Annotated in this window: 20 protein-coding genes; 11 read left to right on the top strand and 9 right to left on the bottom strand. The window is 68.5% G+C overall.

The annotated features are described in order from the left end of the window. Positions 1–9 precede the first annotated feature (9 nt). From dut to dxs, 5 genes are all read left to right on the top strand, one after another. The gene (gene dut / locus AB0E56_RS10520) at positions 10–483 is read left to right on the top strand and encodes a dUTP diphosphatase (protein ID WP_359798729.1); all 474 of its coding nucleotides are present in this window, start codon (positions 10–12) and stop codon (positions 481–483) included. After that, positions 476–1,063, top strand: coding sequence for a DUF3710 domain-containing protein (locus AB0E56_RS10525; protein ID WP_183150117.1), 588 nt, complete (start codon positions 476–478; stop codon positions 1,061–1,063). The genes dut and AB0E56_RS10525 overlap by 8 nt, the downstream gene beginning before the upstream one ends. After that, positions 1,060–1,794 carry a DUF3159 domain-containing protein gene (locus AB0E56_RS10530; RefSeq protein ID WP_359798731.1) on the top strand — a complete coding sequence of 245 codons (735 nt, stop codon included), beginning with the start codon at positions 1,060–1,062 and terminating at the stop codon, positions 1,792–1,794. The genes AB0E56_RS10525 and AB0E56_RS10530 overlap by 4 nt, the downstream gene beginning before the upstream one ends. 108 nt (positions 1,795–1,902) lie before the next feature. Next, complete coding sequence (gene acnA / locus AB0E56_RS10535; protein ID WP_359798732.1) at positions 1,903–4,782, top strand: aconitate hydratase AcnA; 2,880 nt, start codon at positions 1,903–1,905, stop codon at positions 4,780–4,782. Positions 4,783–4,939: 157 nt separating this feature from the next. Beyond that, complete coding sequence (dxs, locus tag AB0E56_RS10540; RefSeq protein ID WP_359798734.1) at positions 4,940–6,880, top strand: 1-deoxy-D-xylulose-5-phosphate synthase; 1,941 nt, start codon at positions 4,940–4,942, stop codon at positions 6,878–6,880. A gap of 48 nt (positions 6,881–6,928) precedes the next feature. Here dxs and AB0E56_RS10545 read toward each other — a convergent pair whose 3' ends face one another. The 3 genes from AB0E56_RS10545 to AB0E56_RS10555 all read right to left on the bottom strand — a co-directional run bounded on the left by AB0E56_RS10545 (position 6,929) and on the right by AB0E56_RS10555 (position 9,791). Beyond that, positions 6,929–7,624 (bottom strand): SPFH domain-containing protein, encoded by a 696-nt coding sequence (locus AB0E56_RS10545; RefSeq protein WP_359798736.1) that lies wholly within the window; start codon positions 7,622–7,624, stop codon positions 6,929–6,931. Between the two features lie 140 nt (positions 7,625–7,764). Continuing rightward, positions 7,765–9,216, bottom strand: coding sequence for a glycerol-3-phosphate dehydrogenase/oxidase (locus AB0E56_RS10550; RefSeq protein WP_359798737.1), 1,452 nt, complete (start codon positions 9,214–9,216; stop codon positions 7,765–7,767). Beyond that, complete coding sequence (locus AB0E56_RS10555; RefSeq protein ID WP_359798738.1) at positions 9,213–9,791, bottom strand: helix-turn-helix domain-containing protein; 579 nt, start codon at positions 9,789–9,791, stop codon at positions 9,213–9,215. Before AB0E56_RS10555 ends, AB0E56_RS10550 begins: the two co-directional genes overlap by 4 nt. Positions 9,792–9,811: 20 nt before the next feature. On the opposite strand from AB0E56_RS10555, the gene AB0E56_RS10560 reads away from it, so the two are divergent. From AB0E56_RS10560 to AB0E56_RS10570, 3 genes are read left to right on the top strand one after another with little or no spacing between them, the layout of a single operon-like run. Next, positions 9,812–11,434, top strand: coding sequence for an FAD-binding oxidoreductase (locus AB0E56_RS10560; protein ID WP_359798740.1), 1,623 nt, complete (start codon positions 9,812–9,814; stop codon positions 11,432–11,434). Position 11,435: 1 nt separating this feature from the next. Next, on the top strand, positions 11,436–12,341 hold the full coding sequence (locus AB0E56_RS10565; RefSeq protein WP_359798742.1) for a YegS/Rv2252/BmrU family lipid kinase: 906 nt from the start codon (positions 11,436–11,438) through the stop codon (positions 12,339–12,341). Next, a complete protein-coding gene (locus AB0E56_RS10570; RefSeq protein WP_359798744.1) occupies positions 12,334–13,965 on the top strand; it encodes a GMC family oxidoreductase in 1,632 nt (543 codons plus the stop codon). The genes AB0E56_RS10565 and AB0E56_RS10570 overlap by 8 nt, the downstream gene beginning before the upstream one ends. Before the next feature lie 128 nt (positions 13,966–14,093). On the opposite strand, the gene AB0E56_RS10575 is transcribed toward AB0E56_RS10570, so the two are convergent. The 4 genes from AB0E56_RS10575 to AB0E56_RS10590 all read right to left on the bottom strand — a co-directional run bounded on the left by AB0E56_RS10575 (position 14,094) and on the right by AB0E56_RS10590 (position 19,292). Then, on the bottom strand, positions 14,094–16,238 hold the full coding sequence (locus AB0E56_RS10575; RefSeq protein ID WP_359800040.1) for a 3-hydroxyacyl-CoA dehydrogenase NAD-binding domain-containing protein: 2,145 nt from the start codon (positions 16,236–16,238) through the stop codon (positions 14,094–14,096). A gap of 8 nt (positions 16,239–16,246) precedes the next feature. Then, positions 16,247–17,452, bottom strand: a complete 1,206-nt coding sequence (locus AB0E56_RS10580; protein ID WP_359798745.1) for a thiolase family protein — start codon at positions 17,450–17,452, stop codon at positions 16,247–16,249. 72 nt (positions 17,453–17,524) lie between these two features. Beyond that, positions 17,525–18,718: an HRDC domain-containing protein gene (locus tag AB0E56_RS10585; RefSeq protein ID WP_359798746.1), complete on the bottom strand. Its 1,194-nt coding sequence runs from the start codon at positions 18,716–18,718 to the stop codon at positions 17,525–17,527. Then, complete coding sequence (locus AB0E56_RS10590; RefSeq protein ID WP_359798748.1) at positions 18,711–19,292, bottom strand: DUF3000 domain-containing protein; 582 nt, start codon at positions 19,290–19,292, stop codon at positions 18,711–18,713. The genes AB0E56_RS10585 and AB0E56_RS10590 overlap by 8 nt, the downstream gene beginning before the upstream one ends. A gap of 25 nt (positions 19,293–19,317) precedes the next feature. Between AB0E56_RS10590 and AB0E56_RS10595 the strand changes: the two genes are divergently transcribed. Beyond that, complete coding sequence (locus AB0E56_RS10595) at positions 19,318–20,472, top strand: alpha/beta fold hydrolase (RefSeq protein ID WP_359798749.1); 1,155 nt, start codon at positions 19,318–19,320, stop codon at positions 20,470–20,472. Here the strand turns inward: AB0E56_RS10595 and AB0E56_RS10600 are convergent. Then, positions 20,456–20,887, bottom strand: a complete 432-nt coding sequence (locus AB0E56_RS10600) for a SufE family protein (protein ID WP_359798751.1) — start codon at positions 20,885–20,887, stop codon at positions 20,456–20,458. The two genes, AB0E56_RS10595 and AB0E56_RS10600, sit on opposite strands and share 17 nt — an antisense overlap. 19 nt (positions 20,888–20,906) lie before the next feature. Continuing rightward, positions 20,907–21,800 carry a sulfurtransferase gene (locus AB0E56_RS10605; protein ID WP_359798753.1) on the bottom strand — a complete coding sequence of 298 codons (894 nt, stop codon included), beginning with the start codon at positions 21,798–21,800 and terminating at the stop codon, positions 20,907–20,909. Positions 21,801–21,945: 145 nt separating this feature from the next. Between AB0E56_RS10605 and zapE the strand changes: the two genes are divergently transcribed. Both zapE and AB0E56_RS10615 read left to right on the top strand, forming a co-directional pair. Continuing rightward, positions 21,946–22,983, top strand: coding sequence for a cell division protein ZapE (gene zapE, locus AB0E56_RS10610; protein WP_359798754.1), 1,038 nt, complete (start codon positions 21,946–21,948; stop codon positions 22,981–22,983). 134 nt (positions 22,984–23,117) lie between these two features. Beyond that, positions 23,118–24,356 (top strand): ammonium transporter, encoded by a 1,239-nt coding sequence (locus AB0E56_RS10615; RefSeq protein ID WP_359798756.1) that lies wholly within the window; start codon positions 23,118–23,120, stop codon positions 24,354–24,356. The last annotated feature ends 11 nt before the right edge of the window (positions 24,357–24,367 follow it).

The raw sequence follows: 24,367 nt of genomic DNA on the forward strand, positions 1-24,367 counted from the left end.
CCTCATGGGGTGACCGATTCCGTTGATGTCCCCATTATCGCTGCAGTCACTCCCGCGTACGCGCATCCGGGAGACGCCGGTGCAGATCTGGTCGCGGCCGAGGCCGTGCATCTCGAGCCGGGGGAGCGGGCTCTGGTCGCGACGGGCGTGCGCATCGCGCTCCCGGATGGATATGCCGCCTTCGTGGTGCCGCGGAGCGGACTCGCCGCGAAGCACGGCATCTCGATCGTCAACTCGCCCGGCACCGTCGACGCCGGGTACCGCGGTGAGATCAAGGTGAGTCTGATCAACACGGATACCCGCAGCGCGTACGATGTGGCGGTCGGCGATCGCATCGCGCAGCTGATCGTCATGCCGGTGACGCGTGCCACGTTCCTCCCGGTCGATGAGCTGCCAGACAGCGTCCGCGGTGACGGGGGATTCGGATCCACCGGATACCAGGCGGCGCTCCACCAGAACGAAGCAGGACAAGCCAATGACTGACAACAACGACACCCCTTCGAAGTCGGCGCCCGAGAACCGCGCCACCGACGGACCCTTCGACGACTCCGAGGCGAACCCGGTCCGGCCGTACATCGATCTCGGGGGGATCAAGATCCTTCCTCGTGAAGGCCTCAACCTGCGACTCGAGGTGGAGGAGCAGACCAAGCGCATCGTGGCCGTCGGCCTGGACTACGCCGACTCGTCGTTGCAGGTGCAGCCGTTCGCGGCGCCGCGATCCGGCGGTCTCTGGGATGAGACCCGTGTGCAGCTGCGCGATCAGGTGAAGGCGCAGGGCGGCCGGGTCGAGGAGCGCGACGGTCCGCTGGGCAAGGAGCTGCTCGCCGAGGTCCCGGCGACGGCGAGCGAGGGTTCGGGTCTGCGTCTCGCGCGCTTCATCGGCATCGACGGTCCGCGCTGGTTCCTCCGTGGGGTCATCGGCGGCGCGGGTGCGTCGGACCCGGAGGCCGGCGCCAAGGTCGAGGATCTGTTCCGATCGATCGTCGTCGTGCGCGGTGGCTCGCCCATGCCGCCACGCGACCTGATCCCGCTGAAGATGCCGGCGACACCGGGCTCCGCGTGAGCACGCCGGAACACGAGCCGGAGCGTGAGAAGCGCACCTCGGAACTCCTCGGAGAGGCGCTGGGCAGTGCGGCTCGCCGTGCCGGGCTCGACCCGGCGGAGAGCGCCAGCACCCACAAGGTCGTGTGGTCGGCCATCGGCGGGGTTCGCGGCATCCTGGAGTCGGTGCTGCCCAGCCTCGCGTTCGTCATCATCTTCACGATCCGTCCCGAACCGCTGATCCTCTCTCTGGGGATCTCCGTCGGCCTCGCCGCGGTCTTCACGGTCGTGCGGCTGCTGCAGAAGTCGCCGCCGTCCGCCGCAATCGGCGGGCTGGTGGCCGCGGTGGCTGCGGCCGGACTGGCGCTGTGGACGGGGCGCGGGGCCGACAACTTCGTCCCCGGCCTGATCACGAACGCCGTGTACGGCACGGTCATCCTGGTGTCGGCGTTGATCGGATGGTCGCTGATCGGCCTCGCCGTCGGGTTCCTGATGGGGGAGGGCACCACCTGGCGCAACGATCGACGCAAGCGTCGCGCATACTTCTGGCTCGGCATCGCATGGGCGGCGCTGTTCTTCGCGCGGCTCGCGGTGCAGCTGCCGCTCTACCTTGCCGGCGACGTCACAGCGCTCGGCACGCTCAAGCTCATCATGGGGCTGCCCCTGTTCGCGCCCCTCATCGCCGTCACCTGGCTGGTCGTCCGAGCGCTCCATCCTCGGGAGCCGGCGCGCGAGGATGCCGCCGAGGCATGATAGATTTATCTTGACATCAAGATAAATCGCAGGCTTTCGCCGGCGCGCAGGGCGGAGCAGACTGGTTAGGTCCGCCTTGCTAGCCGCAGGAGCTCGCTGGCGAGCAAGATGGAGGCGCCTGTCGCTCCCATCCGAATAGAAGGAGACGGATTCGTGTCCACGGTGAACAGCTTCGGTGCCAAGAGCACCCTGACAGTCGGCAGCACCGACTACGAGATCTTCCGCATCGACACGGTGCCCGGTTTCGAGAAGCTCCCCTTCAGTCTCAAGGTCCTCCTGGAGAACCTGCTCCGCACCGAGGACGGCGCGAACGTGACGAAGGCGCAGATCGAGGCACTGGGGTCGTGGGATGCCGCGGCAGAGCCCAACACCGAGATCCAGTTCACGCCGGCCCGTGTGGTCATGCAGGACTTCACCGGTGTGCCCTGCATCGTCGACCTCGCCACCATGCGCGAGGCCGTGACGGCGCTCGGCGGCGACGCGAACAAGATCAATCCGCTCTCGCCCGCCGAGATGGTCATCGACCACTCGGTGATCGCCGACCTGTTCGGCTCGGAGAACGCCCTCGAGCGCAACGTCGAGATCGAGTACGAGCGCAACGGCGAGCGCTACCAGTTCCTTCGCTGGGGTCAGACCGCGTTCAGCGACTTCAAGGTCGTCCCGCCCGGAACCGGCATCGTCCACCAGGTGAACATCGAGCACCTCGCGAAGGTCATCTACGACCGCACCGTCGACGGTGTGCTCCGTGCGTACCCCGACACCTGCGTCGGCACCGACTCGCACACCACGATGGTCAACGGCCTCGGCGTGCTGGGCTGGGGCGTCGGCGGTATCGAGGCGGAGGCGGCCATGCTCGGTCAGCCCGTGTCGATGCTCATCCCGCGCGTCGTCGGCTTCAAGCTGTCGGGCGAGATCCCCGCCGGCGTCACCGCGACCGACGTCGTGCTCACGATCACCGACCTGCTGCGCAAGCACGGCGTGGTCGGCAAGTTCGTGGAGTTCTACGGCGAGGGCGTGGCATCCGTGCCGCTCGCGAACCGCGCCACGATCGGCAACATGTCTCCGGAGTTCGGCTCCACCGCGGCGATCTTCCCGATCGACGACGTCACCCTCGACTACCTGCGCCTCACCGGCCGCAGCGAAGAGGCCGTCGCACTGGTCGAGGCGTACGCCAAGGAGCAGAAGCTCTGGCACGACGCCTCGCACGAGCCGACCTTCAGCGAGTACCTCGAGCTCGACCTCGGCACTGTGGTGCCGTCGATCGCCGGCCCGAAGCGCCCGCAGGACCGCATCCTCCTCTCCGAGGCGAAGTCGCAGTTCGAGCAGGACATCCTGAGCTATGCGACGCCCTCGACGAGCGACGACATCGTCGACCTCGAGTCGAAGCACTCGTTCCCGGCGTCCGACCCGGGACAGGTCCCCGGCGAAGAGGAGCCGACGACGCGTCCCGTGCACATCAGCAGCGGTGCGCCGACGAACGCCTCCAACCCGGTGCCCGTGACGACCCCGTCGGGGGAGAAGTACATCCTCGACAACGGCGCCGTGACCCTCGCGGCGATCACCTCGTGCACCAACACGTCGAACCCGTCTGTCATGATCGCCGCAGGTCTCGTCGCGCGCAAGGCATTGGAGAAGGGCCTCAAGCAGAAGCCGTGGGTCAAGACCACGCTCGGACCCGGCTCGAAGGTCGTCACCGACTACTACGAGAAGTCCGGTCTCGACAAGGACCTCGAGGGGCTCGGCTTCTACACCGTCGGCTACGGCTGCACGATCTGCATCGGCAACTCGGGACCGCTCATCGAAGAGGTCTCCGAAGCGATCAACTCGCACGACCTCGCCGTCACGGCCGTCCTCTCGGGCAACCGCAACTTCGAGGGGCGCATCAGCCCCGATGTGAAGATGAACTACCTCGCCAGCCCTCCGCTGGTGATCGCCTACGCTCTGGCCGGCTCGATGCACTTCGACTTCGAGAACGACGCGCTCGGCAAGGGCAGCGACGGACAGGATGTCTTCCTGAAGGACATCTGGCCGACGCCCGACGAGGTGCAGGAGATCGTCGACTCGTCGATCTCGCGCGACCAGTTCATCAAGCAGTATGCGACGGTTTTCGACGGCGACGAGCGCTGGCGCAACCTCCCGACGCCGGACGACGACACGTTCCAGTGGGACGAGAACTCGACCTACGTCCGCAAGGCACCGTACTTCGACGGCATGACCATGGAGCTCACCCCGGTCAAGGACATCGAGGGCGCGCGCGTGATGGCGACGCTCGGCGACTCGGTCACCACCGACCACATCTCGCCGGCCGGAAACATCAAGCCCGGTACGCCTGCGGCGCAGTACCTCACAGAGCACGGCGTCGACCGTAAGGACTTCAACTCCTTCGGTTCGCGTCGTGGCAACCACGAGGTCATGATCCGCGGGACGTTCGCGAACATCCGCCTGAAGAACCTCATGGTCTCGGCCGTCAACGACGGACAGGTCGTGGAGGGCGGCTTCACGCGCGACTTCACGCAGCCCGGGGGCCCGCAGTCGTACATCTACGACGCGAGCATGAACTACCAGGAGCAGGGCACCCCGCTCGTCATCTTCGGCGGCAAGGAGTACGGCTCCGGCTCGTCGCGTGACTGGGCGGCCAAGGGCACGAGCCTGCTGGGCGTCAAGGCCGTCATCACCGAGAGCTTCGAGCGTATCCACCGCTCGAACCTCATCGGCATGGGCGTCGTCCCGCTGCAGTTCCCCGCAGGCGAGAGCTGGGAGTCGCTCGGGCTCGACGGCACCGAGATCGTCTCGATCTCGGGTCTGGAAGAGCTCAACAACGGTGTGACGCCGAAGACGGTCAAGGTCACGGCCACCCCGAGCGAGCACTCGCCCGAGGGCAAGCAGACCGTGGAGTTCGACGCCGTCGTCCGTATCGACACCCCGGGTGAGGCGGACTACTACCGCAACGGCGGCATCCTGCAGTACGTGCTGCGTTCGCTGGTCTGATCGCACAGACGGAAGGGGCTCGGGTCTTCGGACACGAGCCCCTTCCTCGTGTCAAGGGGGTCTCCGTGCAGCATGGTCTGCGGGGCCCGCGGGGTAGGATCGAGAGGCGCCCGCACCCTCGTCGGGCGCTTCCGGCGGAGCCTGTGAGGAGGCGCAGATGCCCATTCTTCCGAGCATCTCAGGACCCCGTGATCTGGACGCCCTCTCGGCCGACCAACTGGAGCAGCTCGCCGCGGAGATCCGGGAGTTCCTGGTCGACAACGTCTCCCGGACGGGGGGCCACCTCGGGCCGAACCTCGGAGTGGTCGAGCTGACCATCGCACTGCACCGGGTCTTCTCCTCCCCGGACGACCCCTTCATCTTCGACACGGGCCACCAGTCCTACGTGCACAAGCTGCTCACCGGTCGGCAGGACTTCTCCGCCCTGCGGGTGCGAGGAGGCCTTGCCGGGTACCCGCAACGCGGGGAGAGCGCCCATGACGTCGTGGAGTCCTCCCACGCCTCGAGCTCGCTCAGCTGGGCCGACGGCATCTCCCGGGCGCTCACGGCGACCGGTCGTGCCGATCGCCATGTCGTCGCGGTCGTCGGCGACGGTGCTCTCACTGGCGGCATGACGTGGGAGGCGCTGAACAACATCTCCGACGACAACGACCGCAATCTCGTGATCGTCGTCAATGACAACGGGCGCTCATACGCCCCGACGATCGGTGGCATGTCGCGGTACCTCAACAGGGTGCGCACCGCCGCGGCGTACAAAGACCTGCATCAGCGCTCCGACCGCCTGTTCCGGGCCTTCGGCCCCGTCGGCCGAGCCGTCTTCCGTGGGGTCCGAGGGGGAACGCACGGCTTCCTGTCACGGTTCACCAACAACGAGGCGCTGTACTCCAACCTCGACATCAAGTACCTGGGTCCGGTCGACGGGCACGACCTCCCGGCACTGCTGGAGACCCTCGAGCTGGCGAAGTCGTACGGCGCCCCGGTGATCGTGCACGCGATCACCGAGAAGGGCCGTGGATACCAGCCGGCGCGCGACGATGAAGCCGACCAGTTCCACGCCGTCGGGAAGATCGATCCGACGACCGGGGAGACGCTGTCGTCCGGCGGCCGAGGATGGACCGATGTGTTCTCCGATGCCCTCGTCTCCGTAGGTGAGCAGCGCGGCGACGTGATCGCGATGACGGCCGCGATGCTGCGGCCGACCGGTCTCGCTCCCTTCGCTGAGCGGTTCCCCGATCGGGTGTACGACGTCGGCATCGCCGAACAGCACGCGGTCGCGTCCGCCGCCGGACTCGCCTTCGGGGGGCTGCACCCTGTGGTGGCGCTCTATGCCACGTTCATGGGGCGAGCGTTCGATCAGGTGCTGATGGACGTCGCCCTGCACCGCGCCGGAGTCACCTTCGTGCTGGATCGCGCCGGGGTGACCGGCCCGGACGGTCCCAGCCACCACGGCATGTGGGACCTGGCCATGCTCCAGATCGTCCCGCACATCCGTATCGCCGCTCCGCGAGACGGCGCCCGGCTGACGGAGGCCCTGAACGAGGCCGTCGAGGTCGACGACGCCCCCACGGTCATCCGCTTCCCGAAGGGCGAGGTCGCCGAGGATCTCCCGGCGATCGAGCGCCTGCGTGATGGCGTCGACGTGCTCGCCCGCGGCGAGAGCGAAGACGTTCTGATCGTGGCGATCGGTCCCTTCGCGGAACTCGCCTTGGACGTCGCCGATCGTCTGCGCGCGCAGGGGATCGGGGCGACGGTCATCGATCCGCGCTGGGCCATCCCGGTGCAGCCGTCCATCGTCGAGCTCGCCGGACATCACCGGCTCGTCATCACGCTCGAAGACGGGATCCGCGTCGGCGGTATCGGCACCCGGGTCCGCCAGGTCCTCCGCGAGGCCGGCATCGACACGGCGGTCGACGAGCTCGGCCTGCCGGATGAGTTCATCGACCATGCCAGTCGCGACCAGATCCTCGCGGATGCGGGACTCACGCCGTCGAAGATCGCGCAGGACATCGTCGCGCAGGTTCTCGGAACCCGCATCCCGAAGGCGCGCCACGCCGGGGAGACGGGTGCGATCGACCTTCCGCTGCACGAACGGCACTGAGCCGAGCGTCTTGAGCCGACGTCTTCCCCGGCACCGCGTCGGCGGGCGTCAGTTCAGCGCGTGCAGAGCGGCGACGGCCTGAGCGCCGCGGTCGACGTCGCGGAGTGCCGTCGAGAGGAGATACCCGTCGGTCAGGGCGTCGCCGGTCACCATGACGCGCACGAGCTCCACGCCGCAGGCGCGACGCACCTCTTCGGCACTCGCGGCGATGACGCGGTTGTTGATCTCGTCGTTGTGCGGCAGCTCGGTGCCCTCGAGTCCGCGGATGACATCTCTCAGTGCTGCTCCGACGATGTTCGAGGCCCGCTCCTTGACGTTCACGACGTCGAGCTCGAACACCCGCAGATCTCGACCGCTCGGTATCGGTCGCCATTCGAACGATGCGTGGACCCGGTGCTGGTGCCCGTTCGCTCCGCCCATCTCCCGCACCGGGAGATCGGTGGCCCGACAGCGGACGTCGATCAGGCGGTACCAGTAGAACAGCGGGAACGCGCCGTGCGAGCCCGGATCGAGCACGACCACCTCGCCGACCGCGCCTCCGCGATTGGTCGGGCGTCGCTGGGGACGATTGCGGATGATGGGCTTGCCGTTCCGCGTCCGGATGGCGGCCCAGCCCTCGTCGACGGTGACGATGAAGAGCTTCAGGAGAGCGGGAAGAACCAGGAGGGTCGTGAGGATCGCCGTTCCGGTCTTCATCAGCCCCGACATCCCTTTGCCGCCCAGCATCGTGAAGAGCATGTCCATGACACCACTGTGCAGGGCGATGTTGCGCGAGGAGGCCGAAGGAGAGCATGGATCGGGGGAGTTCATGCGCTGTTCCCCGGTCGTTCCCCAGGGCGCCGTGCCGCGGATACGGGGCGACGCGGAGCGGTCGGGGGCGGAGCTCAGCCGACGTCGGCGAGGGTGCGCGCGACGACCGGCTCCACGACCGGAAGGCACCGGTCGCGATCGGCGTCGACGAGACCGACACGGGTGCGCCGGTCGACCACGTCCTCGGCGGTCAGGGCACCCTCAACACGCACGGCGAACTCGACTTCCGCCCGGGTGAGCCCTGTCGTGTCATCGAGCACCTCACTCGCGGTGGGGACGTCGCGATCGACGAGGCGCAGCGTGGCGGTGCGACTGGGGGCCGCCTGAAGACCACGCACCTCCGACGCCAGATCCACGGCATCCTCGGCCATCCGCCGATACGTCGTCAGCTTCCCGCCGAGCACCGTCACGAAACCCGCATCGGAGACCGCCACGAGGTGTCGCCGTGAGACGTCGGCCGTCGCATCCGTCCCGCTGTCGACGAGGGGACGCAGGCCTGCGAACGCGCCGCGCACCTGATCGCGTCGGATCGGTGTCGTGAGCACCCGGTTGAGGCTTCGCAGGAGGAAGTCGATCTCCGGTGCGGTCGGTTGCGCCACGCGGGGCACGGTCCCCGGAGCGTCCTCGTCCGTGAGACCGACGATGATCCGTCCATGCGGCTGTGGGAGTGCGAAGACGTAGCGACTGATCGAACCCTCGTGCGGGATGGTGAGGGCCGTCATCGGCGACCCCAGGTCGGCGGCGTCGAGCACGATGTGTGTCCCGCGACTGGGTCGCACGCGGATGGCCTCATCGAGCGAGCCGGCCCACACGCCGGTGGCGTTGATCACGGATCGGGCGGCGATCTCGAATCGCTCTCCCGTGAGCACGTCCTCGGCGCTCGCACCGTCATCTCGGAGCATCGTCGCTCGGACCCTGGTGAGGATGCGCGCACCGCGGGCCGCGGCAGTACGCACCACCGTCGTCACGAGGCGCGCGTCGTCGATCAGCTGTCCGTCGTACGACAGCATGCCGCCCCGGAGGCCGCGTGAGTCGAGGGCGGGCGCCAGTCGGGCTGCCGCCTGCGCGGAGACGATGTGCGGCGCGGGCAGCACCTCCCGGGGCGTGTGCGCCCGCATCCGGAGCAGGTCGCCGAGCCCCATGCCGACCGCGCCCGCCATGCGCTGGCGCAGAGTGACGTCGCGGCTGAAGGGCAGTAGTTGTCCGAGTGGTCGGATCAGGTGCGGAGCGATCGTCGTCATGAGCAGGTGCCGCTCCAGGGCGCTCTCCTTCGCGGTCGCGACGTCGCCTGTCGCGAGGTACCGCAGCCCGCCGTGCACGAGTTTCGAGCTGAAGCGACTGGTGCCGAAGGCGAGGTCCTCCGCTTCGATCAGCGTCACGGTGAGGCCGCGAGAGGCGGCGTCGAGCGCCAGGCCCGCGCCGGTGATGCCCCCGCCGATGACGAGGACATCCGCCCGCTCATCGGCGGCGAAGGCCAGGTCGGTCCTCCGGCGCGCGGCGTTGAGCGCGGATGACGGCGTGCTCATGGGCGCAGCAGCCCGTCGAGCGCGGCGCGCAGCTCCCGCTCCCACGCGGCCTCGGAGATGAGATCGGCGACCGTGCCGTGCGAGAGGACAGCGGACTGCGCGATGAGCATCAGCATGACCGCGATCTCCTGCGGTGCCCCCGGCCTGACCGACCCGTCCGCCTGCGCGGAGCCGATGGCGGTCGCCAGCCACTGCAGGATCATGCGCTGACTCGAGCCGACACGGTGCAGGGTGTAGCGCGTGAAGGCTTCAGGCTCGTCGTCGAGCAGCCGCGCGTACAACGGGTCGTTGCGGAAGAGCGTGGTGAAGCGCAGCACATCGTCGACCAGCGCGGTGCGGGTGTGTGCCTCGGCGGTGAACGTGCTCAGGATGCCGTCGACGCGGCGGAGGAGCGCCGCGCGGACGACATCGTCGGCGTCGCTCCAGCTGCGGTAGATCGTGGGGCGGCTGAGCTCGGAGCGGCGTGCGAGTTCGGCGATCGTCACCCCGTGGACTCCGCGACGTTCGATCAGGGTGTCTGCGGCGTCGAGGATGCGCGTCTGCGTGGCGTCCCAGAGTGGTTGACGTTCTTCCATGATGTGTCACACTGTAATGCATGGGCCGAGACAATGGCAGGGTCGAGGACGACCCGTCGATGAGGTGGAACGGCTGGGGCGAGCCAGGCAAGGCGAAGGGCCTTCCGCTGGCGGTACGCTCCCTGCTGCCACTGCTGCTCGGACGCATCCGCAAGCCCGACGCCGCGGTCGAGCTCGCCCAGGTGCGGGTGACCCCCTCGACACTGAGCGATGAAGACCTCGTGGCGTTCCGCGCCGTCGTCGGCCCGCAGCACGTGGACGTCACAGCGGAGGGGCGCATCCGTCATGCCGGGGGACGTTCGACTCCCGATCTCCTCCGCCGACGACAGCGCGAGCAGGACGTCCCTGATGCAGTGGTCCGTCCCGCGAGTCACGACGAGGTCCGCGGCTGTCTCGATGTCGCGGGCCGGCACGGCGTCGCGGTCATCCCCTTCGGCGGTGGCACGAGCGTCGTCGGCGCGTTGGACCCGGAGAAGGGCGACCAGCACGCGGTCGTGAGCCTCGACCTTCGACGTCTGAGCGGGCTGCTCCGCCTCGACGAGGTGAGCGGCGAAGCGGTGCTCGCGGCCGGCACCACGGGTCCGGAAGCCGAGTCGCTGCTCGCCGCTCACGGCCTCGAGCTCGGTCACTATCCGCAGAGCTTCCGGTACGCGACGATCGGCGGCTTCGCGGCGGCGCGCTCCTCCGGTCAGAACTCCGCGGGCAACGGACGCTTCGAGACCATGGTCACGGGGATACGCGTCGCGACGCCGAGCGGAGATATCGATCTCGGGCGTTCACCCGGCTCCGCCGCCGGCCCCGACCTGATCCGGGTGTTCCTCGGCTCGGAGGGCATCTTCGGCGTGATCACCGAAGTCCGCGTGTGCGTGCATCCGATCCCACGGGAGCGGGTGTTCGAGTCGTGGTCGTTCCCGGACTTCGCCGCCGGCGCCATGGGGCTGCGAAGCGTGGCGCAGCAGGGCGGCGGGCCCACCGTCATCCGCCTGTCCGACGAGGCGGAGACGGCGGTGAGCCTGGCCCAGGTCGGCAAGATCGGCAAGGCGCTCGCGAAGGGCGCGAGTGTCGTGACCGTGTATGAGGGCGAGGGGATCGCCGAGCGTCGAGCCCGCGCCAGTGCCCTGCTGTCGGCTGCGGGCGGTACATCGGCCGGTGAAGGCGCGGCCGAGGAATGGGTGCAGGGTCGCTTCGACGGTCCGTATCTGCGGGACTCGCTGTTGGACGCCGGAGTGTTCTGCGAAACGCTCGAGACCGCGACGACCTGGTCGAACCTGCTCGACCTGCGTGCGGCCGTCGAGTCCGCGCTCAAGGAGGGGTTCGCGGAAACCGGGGCCCGGTCGTACGTGATGTGCCACGTCTCGCACGTCTATCCCACGGGGGCCTCGCTGTACTTCACCGTCCTCGCCGGCATCCGCGCCGATCCGCTCTCGGTGTGGGAAGCAGTCAAGTCGCGGGTGAACGACGCGATCATCGCGACCGGCGGCACGATCAGTCATCACCACGCCGTTGGCCGTGACCACGCCGCGTGGCTCGAGCAGGAGATCGGCCACACCGGCATCCGCATCCTCCGTGCGATCAAACGTGAACTCGACCCGGCAGGCATCCTCAACCCGGGCGCCGTGATCCCTCTCGAACGGATGCACTGACGTGGCCGAGCACATCGCCGTGCTCGCGAATCCGTTCTCCGGCAAGGGGCGAGGCGGGCGAGCAGCCGAAGCGGCCGTGCGGCTCCTTCGAGAGCGCGGCGCCGACGTGCGCGCCTACGCGGGCGGTTCCGCAGCGGACACGGCACGGCTCGCCGTCGCCGCGCTGGCGGATGGGCCACGTGTGCTCGTGATCGTCGGCGGTGATGGCACGCTCTCCGGCGTGCTCGACACGGTGTGCGCCGCCGATGTCCCGGTCGTCCTGGTGGCGGCGGGCACGGGGAACGATCTCGCCCGTGCTCTCGGACTCCCGCGCGGCGACGCGCGAGCTGCCACCGAGCTCGCCCTGACCGGCGTGCCGCGGGCGATCGACGTCGGCGTGGTCCACACAGCGATGGGCAGCCGGAAGTTCCTGACCATCGCGGCGCTGGGGTTCGACGCGAAGGTCAGCGATCGCACCAACCGCCTCCGCTGGCCGCATGGTGCTCCCCGCTACTATCTCGCTCTGCTGATCGAGCTCGTGCGGCTGCGGGCCATGGACTTCACACTCGCGGCCGACGGAGAGACCGCCAGGAACGCGCCGGGCACGCTGATCGCGGCCGGGAGCACCTCCAGCTACGGCGGCGGGATGCCGATCTGCGCTGGAGCCGTCCCCGACGACGGGCTGCTCGATGTCGTCCACGTCGCCCCGCTGGGCCGGCTGCGTCTGCTGCGCCTCTTCCCGCTGCTGCTGCGCGGGACGCATCTCTCCCGCGGTGAGGTCGCGCATCGCCGCGCACGGTCGGTCACGGTGTCGGCCCCCGGCCTCGTGGTCTACGCGGACGGCGAGCGGATCGGCGAGGATGACTGCACCATCTCGGTGCTTCCCGGCGCGCTCACGATGATGGTGCCGAAGGAGACCGATGACTGAGTTCGACGAGGACGTCGTGATCGTGGGTTCGGGCTTCGGAGGCTCGGTGGCGGCTCTGCGCTTGGCGGAGAAGGGCTACCGCGTCCGGGTCTACGAGGCGGGCCGTCGTTTCGAGGACGATGACTTCGCCAAGACCAGCTGGAACGTCCGCCGGTACCTGTGGGCACCGGCTCTCGGCTGTCACGGGGTGCAGCGCATCCACCGACTGCCGCACGTGATGATCCTGGCCGGGGCCGGTGTGGGAGGCGGGTCGCTCAACTACGCGAACACGCTGTACCAGCCGGGGACGGCGTTCTTCGAGGATCCGCAGTGGCGGGGCATCGCGCAGTGGGAGTCGGAGCTGGTACCGCATTACGCCACGGCGAAGCGCATGCTCGGCGTCGTCGAGCAGTACCCGCACACAGGGCCGGTGGAGCGGATCATGGCCGGCGCCGCAGACGACCTCGGTGTCGGTCCCACGTTCCGGCGCGCGCCGGTCGGGGTCTGGTTCGGGAAACCGGGGGAGCGCACCGCGGACCCGTTCTTCGGCGGCGAGGGCCCCGATCGCACCGGATGCACCCTCTGCGGCAATTGCATGGTGGGCTGCCGCGTCGGCGCGAAGAACACGCTCATGAAGAACTATCTGGCCCTCGCGGAGCGTCGAGGAGCCGTGATCGAGCCGCTGCGCACGGTGAGGGAGGTACGGGAGCTTCCCCGTGGCGGCTTCGCGGTGACGACGCAGCGCAGCGGAGCGTGGTTCCGGCATGCACGGAGGACCGTGACCGCCCGGCAGGTGGTCTTGGCAGCAGGCACCTGGGGAACGCAGCAGCTGTTGCACCGGATGAAGGACTCCGGAGCTCTGCCGCGGATATCGGCATCGATCGGTCGTCTCACACGCACCAACTCCGAGGCGTTGGACGGCGCAGTCGCCACGAGCGTCCCGGAATCGCTCCAGCTCGCCCGGGGCGTGGCCATCACCACCTCGTTCCACATCGACGATCGCACGCATGTCGAGAACGTCCGCTACGGCCCGGGATCGAACCTGATGGGTGCGCTGGCGACCCTCATCGTCCCCGGCGATCGACCCCTGGGGGTGCGTCTGCGCAGCCTCGTCGCGCAGATGCTCCGCTCCCCGCTGCTGCAGTTCCGGCTCGGCAGCCTCCGCCGCTGGAGCGAGCGCGGAATCATCGCGCTGGTGATGCAGACGGCGGACAACTCGTTGACCGTCTCGCTGCGCCGTCGCTTCGGTCGCCTCGTCCTGACGAGCGCGCAGGGGCACGGGCAGCCGAACCCCAGCTACCTGCCCCAGGCCCACACGGCCGCGGTGGCGATCGCCGCGCGGGTCGAGGCCGAGGGCGGGGTGCCCGCGGCCGCACGCGGATCCTGGCCGGAGGTGTTCGGCATCCCGCTCACCGCGCACTTCCTCGGGGGCGCCGTGATCTCCGCGTCACCCGCCGACGGTGTCATCGACGCATACCACCGGGTCTGGGGGCATCCAGGCCTGCACGTCGTCGACGGTGCGGCGGTTCCGGCGAACCCCGGCGTGAACCCCTCGCTCACGATCACCGCGCTCGCAGAGCGGGCCTTGTCGTACTGGCCCCGAAACGGTGAAGACGACAGCCGACCGGCTCAGGCCGCGAGTTGAGCCTCGGCGACGCTGGTCTGCCGGAGGTCGTCGATCGAGGAGGGGGCCTCGTGCCGCGGCGGACGACGAAGCGCCCCACCGGATCCGCCGGGAATCCCGTGGGGCGCTTCGCCTGATGGCCTCCGCGATCAGCGGCTCTCGACACCTCGGATCTGCGGGGTGTGGAAGGATCCGCCGAATGCACGCTCGGATGCGCCCTCGCGGTCGAGGTAGGGCGAGGCGCCGCCGTCGATGAACGGCCAGCCGGCGCCGAGGATCAGGCACAGATCGATGTCCTCGACCTCGGGTACGACGCCCTCGTCGAGCATGAGCTTGATCTCCTGAGCCAGGCCGTCCTGCACACGCTGGAGGATCGTCGCGGCGGGCGCCGGGGTCTTGCCGACGGCGGGCTTCAGCACCTTCTCGGCCTGCTTGCTCCAGCCGACGACTCGTCCGCCCTTGTCCTTCTCCACGACCTGATCGAGCTCCGCGAGCGCATGGAAGTTCTCGTTCGCGTAGAACCGATCGGGGAAGGCCTTCACCATCGTGTCCTGCACGTGCGCTGCGACCTTCCAGCCCACCAGGTCGATCAGCTGGAACGGCCCCATCGGCAGGCCGAGCGGGCCGAAGGCCTTCTCGACGTCGGCGATCGGGGTGCCTTCGTAGACGGCGCGGGCGGCTTCACCCATGACCTTGGCGAGCAGACGGTTCACCACGAAACCGGGGGCATCGGCGGTGAGGACCGCGTTCTTGCCCAGGCCCTTCGCGACGACGAAGGCCGTCGAGAGCGCCGCGTCGTCCGTGGCGGGCGTCTTCACGACCTCGATCAGCGGCATCACCGCCACCGGGTTGAAGAAGTGGAAGCCGACCAGACGCTCGGGGTGCGCGAGCTTCGACCCGATCTCCTCGACCGAGAGCGACGACGTGTTGGTCGCGAGGATCGCGTCCTCGGCGATGATCTTCTCGATCTCGCCGAACACCTGCTGCTTGACGCCGACCTCTTCGAACACGGCTTCGATCACGAAGTCGCAGTCCGCGTAGAGGCTCTTGTCGGTCGTGCCGGTGACGAGCGCACGCAGCTTGTTCGCGCTGTCGGAGTCGAGACGTCCCTTGGCCTCGAGCTTGCCGATCTCCTCGTGGATGTAGGCGACGCCCTTGTCGACGCGTGCCTGATCCAGGTCGGTGATGAGCACAGGCACCTGGAGCTTGCGCACGAACAGCAGGGCGAACTGGCTGGCCATGAGACCGGCACCGATGATGCCGACCTTGGTGACCTTCTTCGCCAGGGCCTTGTCGGGAGCGCCGACGGGCCGCTTGGCGCGCTTCTGCACGAGATCGAACGCGTACATCGAGGCGGCGAACTGGTCGCCCGTGACGAGCTCGGCGAGCGCCTCGTCCTCGCGGGCGAAACCCTCCGCCTTCGTGCCGCTCTTGGCCTTGTCAAGCAGCTCCAGTGCGGCGTACGGCGACTTCGGCACGGTGCCGATCTTCGACTCCAGCACGCCGCGGGCCATCTTGATCGCGATCGGCCACTTGGTGAGGCGCTCGATCTTGCCCGGTTCGTTCTTGCGCTCGACCTTCTTGCCGCCGAGCACCGCGTCGGCCCACGCCAGCGAGTTCTCGAGATAGTTCGCGGCGGGGAAGATCGCGTCGAAGATGCCGAAGTCGAACGCCTGCTGCGGCTTCAGCATCCGATTCTGCTTGAGCGGATTCGAGATGACGACTTCGAGCGCGTTCTCGATGCCGATCAGGTTCGGCAGCAGGTAGGCGCCGCCCCAGCCGGGGATGATGCCGAGGAAGACCTCGGGCAGCGCCACCGCCGCTGCGGACGCGTCGACCGTACGGTAGGTGGAGTTCAACGCGATCTCCAGGCCACCGCCGAGGGCGAGGCCGTTCACGAAGGCGAACGACGGCACGCCGAGGTCACCGAGCTTGCCGAGCACCTTGTGGCCGAGCTGAGCGATGAGGCGCGCATTGTCGCGCGAGCCGACCTTGCTGATGTCCGAGAGATCGGCACCGGCGGCCATGATGTACTGCTTGCCGGTGATGCCGACCGCCTGGATCTCGCCGGCGGCCGCGCGTGCCGTGAGCCCGTCGAGAGTCTCGCCGAGCTGCGTGAGCGTCGCGGGTCCGAGCGTGTTCGGGCGGGTGTGATCACGACCGTTGTCGAGCGTGATCAGTGCGAGGACCTTGCCGGACGCGAGCCGGATGTCGCGCACGGGGGAGTGCGTTATGACCTCGCCGTCGGTGAGCGCCTGGATGGGGGAGAAGTCGATGTCGTCGTAGTTCGTCACGGGGGCGCTCACTTCTTCTTCTTGCCGTCGTAGTGCGGGTTCTCCCAGATGACCGAACCGCCCTGCCCGAGGCCGACGCACATGGCGGTCAGGCCGTAACGGACGTCGGGGCGCTCGGCGAACTGCGCCGCGAGCTGGATCATCAGACGAACGCCGGATGCTGCCAGCGGGTGTCCGAGCGCGATCGCGCCGCCCCACTGGTTGACGCGGGGGTCGTCGTCGGCGATGCCGAAGTGGTCGAGCAGGGAGATCACCTGGATGGCGAATGCCTCGTTGAGCTCGAAGAGCCCGATGTCGGCGATCGTGAGACCGGCCTTCTTCAGAGCCTTCTCGGTCGAGGGGATCGGACCGATGCCCATGATCTCGGGCTGCACCCCGGCGAAGGCGAACGACACCATGCGCATCTTCGGCGCGAGTCCGAACTCTTTCACCGCACCCCCGCCGGCGAGCAGCGACATGGTCGCGCCATCCGTGAGCGGGGAGGAAGTGCCTGCCGTGACACGGCCATGTGGACGGAACGGCGTCTTCAGGGAGGCGAGATCCTCCATCGTCGTCTGCGGGCGGCGCCCCTCGTCCTCGGTCGCAAGGCCCCACGCGCCGTCGGCGCCCTTGGTGGCGACCGGAACGAGGTCGGGCTGGATCTTGCCGGCGTCATAGGCCGCCTGCACCTTGTGCTGGCTGAGCATGCCGAAGCGGTCGGAGCGCTCCTTGGTCAGGTGCGGGAAGCGGTCGAAGATCCGCTCCGCCGTGACACCCATGTTGAGGGCACCTGGGTCGACCATCTTCTCCGCGACGAACCGCGGGTTGGGGTCGGCGTTGCCGCCGATCGGGTGATGTCCCATGTGCTCGACGCCGCCGGCGAGGGCGAAGTCGTACATGCCGACGCCGATCGAGGCGCCCATGGTCGTCACGCTGGTCATCGCTCCGGCGCACATGCGCTCGACGGCGAGTCCCGGCACGGTCTGCGGGAGCCCGGCGAGGATCGCCACCGAACGGCCGAGGGTCAGCCCCTGGTCTCCGGTCTGGCTCGTCGCCGCGATGGCGACATCGTCGATGCGGTCCGCCGGGACGGCGGCGTTGCGCTCCATCAGGCCGATGGTCGCCTTGACCGCGAGGTCATCCGCGCGGGTGTTCCAGTACATGCCTTTTTCGCCGGCGCGCCCGAAGGGGGTGCGTACTCCATCGACGAAGAAGACGTCCGAGATCTCGGCCACTCTGCCTCCAAGTTAGTGCGTGACCTCAGTCTATGAAGCCCGAGAAACGGGGAGGAATCGGTTGGATCGAACCTACGAAGCCGGTGCGGGGGTGGTGTCGGGCGATTGCGCGGCCTCTACAAAGGCGTCTGCGATCTTCTGTGCAGTACGTGCAACCTGCCACGGACGAGCGCCGAGCGTCGTCAGCGCCTGGGCGATGTCTTCTGCCGTCTCGCCAGGAAGCTCCCAGGCCACGCGGCGCAGGTACTCCGGTGTGAGGAGGTTCTCGGTCGGCATCCCGAGTTCTTCGGCGACGGCCTCGACCACGGGCCTGGCAGCCTTGAGGCGCGCGTCGGCCTCGGGGTTCCGATCCGCCCAGGCGCGCGGCGGCGGAAGAGTGTCGCTCGGGACGCGTTCGCGCGGGAGGTCTTCGGCCGCACGGCCGTCGACGATGGCCTGCCACCAGCGGTCGAGCTGGGTGCGGCTTGCGCGACCCTGGAACTCCTTGACTCCGGCGAGGGCCTGCTTCGACGGCGGGTTCGCCATGACGGCGGCGACGAGGGAGCGATCCGGCACGAGTCGGCCGGGGGACACGTCCTGCTGCTGCGCGTACATCTCCCTCGCTTCCCAGAGCGCTCGGGCCACCGCGAGGTTGCGCGATCCGCGCACCTGGTGCAGGCCGCTGAGGCGTCGCCAAGGGTCCTCCCGCGGCGGCTTCGGCGCACGGGCGAGCGTCGCGGCGAACTCCTCGGCGGCGATCGCGGTCTTGTCCTGTTCCGCCAGCTCGAGGACGAGGACGTCGCGGACGTCGATCAGATGCAGCACGTCGAGCGCGGCGTACTCGAGCCACGAGTCAGGGAGCGGCCGAGTCGACCAGTCCGCAGCCGAGTGCTCCTTCTTCAGCGTGATGCCGAGCGCGTCCTCGACGACGGCCGCCAGCCCGACGCGCTCGTGGCCCAGCAAGCGTGAGGCCAGCTCGGTGTCGAAGATCACGGCGGGCTCGAGGTGGAGTTCCCGGAGGGAGGGGAGGTCCTGGCTCGCCGCGTGCAGCACCCACTCGGTCTCGCCGATCGCCGCCTGCAGCGGGGCGAAGTCGCCGATCGCGGGAGGGTCGAAGAGGAACACGCCGGCATCGCGGCGGAAGACCTGCACCAGGTAAGCGCGCTGGGAGTACCGGAAGCCGGACGCGCGCTCCACATCGACGGCGACGGGGCCGGTGCCTGCGGCGAGCACGGCGCAGGCGGCGCGGAACTCCTCGGCATCCGAGATCACGGAGTATTCAGTCACGTACAGCCTTTCGCGCGCCGATCACGGCGATGCCCTCGGAGCCGGGCGGAAGTCCCGCCAGCATTCCGACCAGCTCGGCCCAAGCTTCGACGTGCGGTCGGATCGGGCCCTCCGGTGTCCAGGACGCACGCAATTCTATCTGGGCACCGTCGCCTTCGACCGCGAGACCTCCGAAACCCTTCGAGAGGGTCTTCGTGGAGGTGCCGGATGCGGAGTGATAGCTCGCTCCGCGGGAGTCGAGGGCATCCACGAGCCAGGACCACGTCACATCCGCGAGGAGGGGGTCGGTGCCGATCTCCGTCTCGAGTGGCGCCTGCGCGAAGATGACGATGCGCCAGGGGCCGCCCCAGGCGCCAGGCGCCTCCGGGTCGTGGAGAAGGACGAACCGTCCGGTGCCGTACACCGACTCCCCGTCGCCCTCGGGGCGCACATCGGCGGCCAGTGCGTGGGCGAACGGCGCGAGACCCTGCGGCGTGGCGATCTCGCGGACCGTGATGTCGTCGCGGAACACGGTCTCGCGCAGGTCGGTCACAGCGCTGTCGAATGGCGTCCCGGCTTCGGGGTGTGCGGTCACGGCAACAGGCTAGAGTCAGGAAGCGATGAAGAGTCTCAGGCACGCCGTTGCGCTTCTTGTCCCCGCCGTGCTCGCGATCGGCGCCGCAGCGGCCGTTCTCGTGTTCGCCGTCGCCCGTCGTGTGGTCACACCCATCCGGCGGGCCATGGACACCGAGATCCTCGCGGTCGACACGGGCGCGCAGACGATCGAGCTGCAGCGCACGCTCGACACCGAGCTGCCGGGTCGGTACGGGCTCTTCACGACAGGCACGTACGGGTACGTCAAGCTCGGTGCCGTCCTGAGCGCCGACGGCGCGAGCGTCCGCCGCAAACTCCTGACGCAGATCGAGCCGGGCTCTCGCGTGGACCGCGCCGCGGCTTTCAGCGGCTACTACTACTCATCTCCGAGCGAACTCCATCTGCCCTGGGAGAATCTGCTCATCGGTTCCCCCGCCGGACCCTGTCCGGCCTGGTTCTTCCCGGGATCGTCCTCCACCTGGGTGATCCAGGTGCACGGTCGGGGCGCCACGCGCGCCGAGTGCCTTCGTGCCGTCCCCGTCCTGCACGCCGCAGGACTGCCCACCCTCGTCGTCTCCTACCGCAATGACGGCGAGGCCCCACGCACCAGGGCCGGGGCCTACGCTCTCGGAGCCTCGGAGTGGCGGGATGTGGACTCCGCGATCGCCTACGCCCTCCGCCACGGTGCCGAGCGCGTGATCCTGATGGGATGGTCGATGGGCGGCGCTGTCTCTTTGCAGGCGGCGGTGACCTCAGGGCACCGCGACCGTATCGCGGGAATCATCCTGGAGTCGCCGGTCGTCGACTGGCGCACGGTGCTGCGATTCCAGGCACGCCTGGCCGGGGTGCGCGCGCCTCTGCCGACGCTCGCCATGGGTGCTCTGCAGTCACCCCTGACCGCGCGTCTCAGCGGGGCCGACGAGCCGATCCGCTTCGATCGTCTCGACATGGTCGCGCGTGCAGACGAACTCTCCGCCCCGATCCTGATCCTCCACAGCGACGACGATGGATTCGTGCCTGCAGACTCCTCGCACGCGCTGCAGGAGGCCCGTCCGGATCTGGTCACCATGCCGAGGTTCACCGTGGCCCGGCACACCAAGCTCTGGAACTACGACGAGACCGGCTGGAGCACGGCGATCACCGAGTGGCTGGAAGCACAGGGGCTCAGCGCTTCTGAATGACCTGGTTCTTCGCGCGCATGAGCATGCCCGTCATCCCGCCGATCCGCAGCGGTGAGACCGCCTTGGTGAGCCCGATCGACTGCGGGTAGTCGTTCGGGATCGCCAGCACCTCGTCTGCGGTGAGTCCGGTGAGTCCCTGCACCAGGATGCTGGCGAAACCACGCGTGGTCGGAGCCTCCGGGGGAGCCGTGGCGTGCATGGTGACGATATCGTCGTGCACCTCGACGTGGATGTACACGGGGGACTGGCACTCCGCGACCCGCTCGTACATCTCGGGGTGGGCGGCGACCTCCGCCGACACGTCGGGGAGTTCATCGGAGTACTCGAGCAGCAGCAGGAGCCGATCGGACTCCGGAGTCTCCAGGAAGCCGTCGCGGATCTCGGCCAGTGCCTCAGGAACTTCGCTCGCGCTCATCCCCCACATTCTCCCACGTTCAGAGGGCGCCCGGTTCGGTCCCCGTGACGATCGGAACGCGGACGGCGCTGCCCCACTCGGTCCACGAGCCGTCGTAGTTGCGCACGTTTTCGAAGCCGAGGAGGTGCTTGAGCACGAACCACGTGTGGCTCGAGCGCTCACCGATGCGGCAGTACGCGACGACATCATCGCCGTCGCGGAGCCCTGCGCCGTCGCGGTAGATCTCGTCGAGCTCGGCACGGCTGCGGAATCCGCCGTCCTCCGCCACGGCCTTGGCCCACGGCACGCTCTGCGCTGTGGGGATGTGTCCGGCGCGCAGCGTGCCCTCCTCCGGGTAGGCGGGCGCGGTCGTGCGCTCACCGCTGTATTCCTCGGGGGAGCGGACGTCGATCAGCGGGCTGCCGATGTGCGCGAGCACGTCCTCCTTGTATGCGCGGATCACGGAGTCGTCGCGCTCGACCACCGGGTATTCCGTCGCTGGGCGGTCCGCGGGCTCCCTGGTCAGTTCCCGTCCCTCTGCGATCCAACGATCGCGGCCGCCGTCGAGGAGGCGCACATCCTCGTGACCGAAGAGGGAGAACACCCACAGCGCGTACGCCGCCCACCAGTTGTTCTTATCGCCGTAGATGACCACCGTGTCGTCGCGGGCGATGCCCTTGCGGCTGAGCAGCGCGGCGAAACCCTCCCCATCGACGTAATCGCGCACCACCGGGTCGTTGAGCTCGGTGTGCCAGTCGACCTTGACCGCACCGGGGATGTGGCCGGTCTCGTAGAGCAGCACGTCCTCGTCGGACTCCACGACCACGAGACCTGGCGTCCCCAGCCGTTCCGCGAGCCACTCGGTGGTGACGAGGCGGCCGGGCTCGGCGTACTCGGCGAACTTCGGGGAGGAGGAATCGAACTCGACGGCCATGGGATCTCCAAGCATTGCGCGGGCGAAGGGGCGGGTGCGGACGGCGTAGTGTTGATCCGTCCCCTTCGACGATAGATCCCCGCTGAGCCCCCTGCGCCCGATTCGTAAGACTTCGACACAGGCCGGCACCCGATCCAGGACCGTGATGACCGACCCGACCAGCCGCACCGGAATCGTGCACCTCACCGAGCGCCAGCCGACCGTCAGCGGACCCGAGATGCTGGCTAGCCTCGTGCCACCACCGCAGTTCGACTCCGCGACCTTCGAAAGCTATCGGGTCGACCCCGCGTACCCGTCCCAGGAGGATGCGAAGCAGACGCTCATGCGCTTCGCCGGACGCGGCACTCCCGCCAAGCGAGGGGGTCTGTTCAGCCGGGCCAAGAAGGAGCCTGAGCTCAAGCCGGGCGTCTACCTCGACGGCGGATTCGGCGTCGGCAAAACGCACCTGCTGGCCTCGATCTACCATGCGATGCCCGCACGTCGGAAGTACTTCGGGTCGTTCATCGAGTACACGGCCCTCGTGGGTGCTCTCGGCTACAAGAACACCGTCGACCTGCTCAAGGGCGCGGATCTGCTCTGCATCGACGAGTTCGAGTTGGACGACCCGGGCGACACGATGGTGATGACCAGACTCATCGGCGAGCTCGTCCCCACCGGCACGCGACTCGCTGCGACGTCGAACACCCCGCCGAACGCGCTCGGCGAGGGCCGCTTCGCCGCGCAGGACTTCCTCCGAGAGATCCACGCCATGTCGGACAGCTTCCAGACGCTGCGCATCGACGGTGTCGACTTCCGCCAGCGCGCACTCGACGGTCATGCGCTCGTGCTCGACGACGACACCTACGCTGAGGCCTCGGCGAGGGCCGGCGCCGAGAGCATCGTGTCGGACGACCGGTTCGACGACCTCATCCGTCATCTCGCGCAGGTCCACCCGTCGCGGTACATCCGCCTCATCGAGGGCCTCGACCGGGTCGGGCTCCGCGACGTGCATCAGCTCACCGACCAGTCGGAGGCGCTGCGTCTTGTCGCCTTCGTCGACAGGGTCTACGACGCGCAGATCCCGATCATCGCGACGGGCCTGGGCCTCGACTCGGTGTTCTCCGAGGAGATGCTGGCGGGGGGATACCGCAAGAAGTACCTTCGCGCGGTGTCGCGTCTGAACGCCCTGACACATTCTGCGTAAGCACGCAGGCCCGCGTAACGCGATGTTCACGCGCGGAGCCCCGCTGTAACCCTGCGGAAACAAACCTCACGCATCCACGAAACGGTGCGTCGTCACACTGAAGCTCTCAATTACTTCGGATGTGAGGTTTTCCTATGGATGCTCCCGGCAACATCTCGTGGGCGATCACCGCCACGGCGCTGGTCCTGCTCATGACGCCCGGCGTCGCCTTCTTCTACGGCGGTCTCGTCAAGGCCAAGAGCGTCGTCAGCATGATGATGATGAGCTTCGGCTCCATCGGACTCGTCGCCGTGCTGTGGATTCTCTTCGGCTTCTCGATGAGCGCCGTCGACAGCCCGACGGCCTTCGCCGGCAACCCGTTCGCGGATTTCGGACTCTCGAGCCTGGCATCCGGTGAAGGATCCAATGTGGCGCTCCTCGGCGTCGCCTACGGCGCGACCTTCGCGATCATCACGGTCGCGCTGATTTCCGGCGCGATCGCGGACCGCGCGAAGTTCGGCAGCTGGCTGATCTTCGCCGGCATCTTCGCCACGGTCGGCTACTTCCCGGTCGCCGCCTGGGTCTGGGGCGGAGGCTGGATCATGAACCTCGGCACCACGCTCTTCGGCGAGGACAGCGGGATCGGCGTCATCGACTACGCGGGTGGAACCGCCGTGCACATCAACGCGGGCGCTGCCGCCCTCGCGCTCGCCCTCGTCCTCGGCAAGCGCATCGGCTTCCAGAAGGGCATCCTCAAGCCGCACAACGTCCCGCTCACGCTGCTGGGCGCCGCGCTGCTGTGGTTCGGATGGTTCGGCTTCAACGCCGGAGCGGAGTGGCTCGCGGAGGACATGGGCGGTGTCGGCCTCATCGGTCTGAACACCCTCGGCGCCACGGCGGCCGCCATCCTCGGCTGGATCCTCATCGAGCGCATCAAGGACGGCAAGGCGACCTCGGTCGGTGCTGCCTCCGGCGCCGTCGCGGGTCTGGTCGCGATCACCCCCGCGTGCGCCAACCTCACCCCCGGGTGGTCGCTGCTGCTGGGCGCCGTCGCCGGTATCGTCTGCGCGCTGGCCGTCGAGCTGAAGTTCCGCCTCGGCTTCGACGACTCGCTCGACGTGGTCGGCATCCACCTCGTCGGCGGTCTCATCGGAACCGTGTACCTCGGGTTCTTCGCCACGGACACCGGCCTGTTCGTCGGCGGCGATGCCCGTCAGCTCGCGGTCCAGGTCATCGCGGCGCTGGGCGTGCTGATCTACTCCTTCGTCGTGGCGTTCATCATCGGCTTCGCGATCCAGAAGACGATCGGTTTCCGCATCACGAACGAGGACGAGATCGCCGGTGTGGACCAGGTCGTCCACGGCGAGGAGGGCTACGCACTCGCGGACGCGTGATCAGCGATTAG

This window comes from Microbacterium sp. NPDC028030, assembly GCF_040637855.1.
GTDB lineage: Bacteria > Actinomycetota > Actinomycetes > Actinomycetales > Microbacteriaceae > Microbacterium.

Coding starts and splice junctions, on each gene's coding strand:
- AB0E56_RS10525 (WP_183150117.1), top strand. CDS start 476: ATGACTGACAACAACGACACCCCTTCGAAGTCGGCGCCCGAGAACCGC.
- acnA (WP_359798732.1), top strand. CDS start 1,903: ATGGAGGCGCCTGTCGCTCCCATCCGAATAGAAGGAGACGGATTCGTG.
- dxs (WP_359798734.1), top strand. CDS start 4,940: ATGCCCATTCTTCCGAGCATCTCAGGACCCCGTGATCTGGACGCCCTC.
- AB0E56_RS10545 (WP_359798736.1), bottom strand. CDS start 7,624: ATGGACATGCTCTTCACGATGCTGGGCGGCAAAGGGATGTCGGGGCTG.
- AB0E56_RS10550 (WP_359798737.1), bottom strand. CDS start 9,216: ATGAGCACGCCGTCATCCGCGCTCAACGCCGCGCGCCGGAGGACCGAC.
- AB0E56_RS10555 (WP_359798738.1), bottom strand. CDS start 9,791: ATGGAAGAACGTCAACCACTCTGGGACGCCACGCAGACGCGCATCCTC.
- AB0E56_RS10560 (WP_359798740.1), top strand. CDS start 9,812: ATGGGCCGAGACAATGGCAGGGTCGAGGACGACCCGTCGATGAGGTGG.
- AB0E56_RS10570 (WP_359798744.1), top strand. CDS start 12,334: ATGACTGAGTTCGACGAGGACGTCGTGATCGTGGGTTCGGGCTTCGGA.
- AB0E56_RS10595 (WP_359798749.1), top strand. CDS start 19,318: ATGAAGAGTCTCAGGCACGCCGTTGCGCTTCTTGTCCCCGCCGTGCTC.
- AB0E56_RS10600 (WP_359798751.1), bottom strand. CDS start 20,887: ATGAGCGCGAGCGAAGTTCCTGAGGCACTGGCCGAGATCCGCGACGGC.
- AB0E56_RS10605 (WP_359798753.1), bottom strand. CDS start 21,800: ATGGCCGTCGAGTTCGATTCCTCCTCCCCGAAGTTCGCCGAGTACGCC.
- zapE (WP_359798754.1), top strand. CDS start 21,946: ATGACCGACCCGACCAGCCGCACCGGAATCGTGCACCTCACCGAGCGC.
- AB0E56_RS10615 (WP_359798756.1), top strand. CDS start 23,118: ATGGATGCTCCCGGCAACATCTCGTGGGCGATCACCGCCACGGCGCTG.